The following is a 1,547-nucleotide window of genomic DNA, read 5'->3' on the forward strand; positions in this document are numbered from 1 at the left end:
AGGCCGTGGGCGCCACGCTGATCGAAGTGCCGATCTGGGCCTGGCACTGGGCGTGCCCGCACGACCCGCGCCTGCCCTGGCACCGTGCCCGCAAGTTCATCCTGAGCCCCGAGCAACTGGCCAGCAAACGTAGCGCCATCGCGGCGCATGTCAGCCAGCTCGAGACCGATGGCGAGCGTGCGCCGGTACTGAACGAAACCACCCTGCAACGGCTCCTGCAACCTTTCGAACTGGTGTTTCTATGAGCGTATCGCCGCAGTACTTCGAGCAGCTGTTCGAACACGACGAAGACCCCTGGGCCTTTCGCACCCGTTGGTACGAGCAGCGCAAGCGCGACCTGACCCTGGCATGCCTGCCGCGCCAGTACTACACGCGCATTTTCGAGCCTGCCTGCGCCAATGGCGAGCTCAGCGCGGCACTGGCCGAGCGCACCGAAGCGCTGCTTTGCCAGGACCTCAATGCCAGGGCCGTAGACCTGGCCCGCCAGCGCCTGGCGGCCTTGCCCCAGGCCAGCGTGGTGCAGGGGCACCTGCCGGGTGATTGGCCGGGGGGCGCGTTCGACCTGATCGTGCTCAGCGAAATCGGCTATTACCTGGCCCCCTGTCAATGGCTGCAGGTGATCGAACAGGCCGTGGCCAGCCTGGCACCTGATGGGGCACTGCTGGCCTGCCATTGGTTGCACCCGATCGACGGCTGCGCGCAGGACGGGCGGCAGGTACACGCCCTGCTCGAGCAGCGTTTGCCGCTGTACCGTGCGGTGCGCCACGAGGAAGCCGACTTCCTGCTTGAGCTCTGGTGTTGCCAGCCCTGTGCAGTCGACCTGCAGGAGCCTTGCCGATGATTGCCGTGATCGTCCCCGCGCATGATGAAGAACAGCACCTGCCCGCGTGTCTGCGGGCCCTGCAGCGGGCTGCGGCGCGGGCTGAGCAGCTTGGCGAGCCGGTGCAGATACTGGTGGTACTGGACCAGTGCAGCGATGCCAGCGAGGCCATCGCCCGCGACCATGGCGTGCATACCCTCCGCGTCACTGCGCGCAATGTGGGGTTCGCGCGGCGCGCCGGGGCCAGCTGGATGCTGGAGCGCGGTGCACGGTGGTTGGCGTGCACCGATGCCGACAGCTGCGTGCCGGCCGACTGGCTGGTGTGTCAGTTGGATTGCGCTGCCGATGCGGTCTGCGGCACGGTGCACGTCGAGCGCTGGCAGGCCGACCAGGATGCCGCGTTGCAGGCACGCTACCTGGCGCACTACCAGGCCCGCGAGGGCCATCGGCATATCCATGGCGCCAACCTCGGCATCTGCGCCAGGGCCTACCAGCGTGTGGGCGGGTTCCAACCGCTGGCGCTGGACGAAGATGTGCGTCTGGTCAACGACCTTGAGCTCAGTGGCGCGCGCATCGTGTGGACGGCGCGCAACAGCGTGTCCACCAGCAGCCGTGCCGATTGTCGGGCGCGGGGTGGATTTGGCGATTTTTTGCTGAACCTGGCGGCTGCGCCGTGAGTGCTGGGTTTGGTGGTGCATGTCTTGAGCTCACCAGCGCCCTCAAGATC

General features: G+C 67.2%; 2 protein-coding genes and 1 pseudogene. All 3 read left to right on the forward strand.

What is annotated here, in order from left to right:
- A pseudogene (locus tag G3436_RS26755) lies at window positions 1–245 on the forward strand (PIG-L family deacetylase); the annotation flags it as partial.
- Complete coding sequence (locus G3436_RS26760) at window positions 242–841, forward strand: class I SAM-dependent methyltransferase (RefSeq protein WP_163951360.1); 600 nt, start codon at window positions 242–244, stop codon at window positions 839–841. The pseudogene G3436_RS26755 and the gene G3436_RS26760, both read left to right, overlap by 4 nt.
- Complete coding sequence (locus tag G3436_RS26765) at window positions 838–1,497, forward strand: glycosyltransferase family 2 protein (protein WP_163951363.1); 660 nt, start codon at window positions 838–840, stop codon at window positions 1,495–1,497. The genes G3436_RS26760 and G3436_RS26765 overlap by 4 nt, the downstream gene beginning before the upstream one ends.
- Window positions 1,498–1,547: the final 50 nt, after the last annotated feature.

This window comes from Pseudomonas brassicae, assembly GCF_010671725.1.
GTDB classification, from domain to species: Bacteria; Pseudomonadota; Gammaproteobacteria; order Pseudomonadales; family Pseudomonadaceae; genus Aquipseudomonas; species Aquipseudomonas brassicae.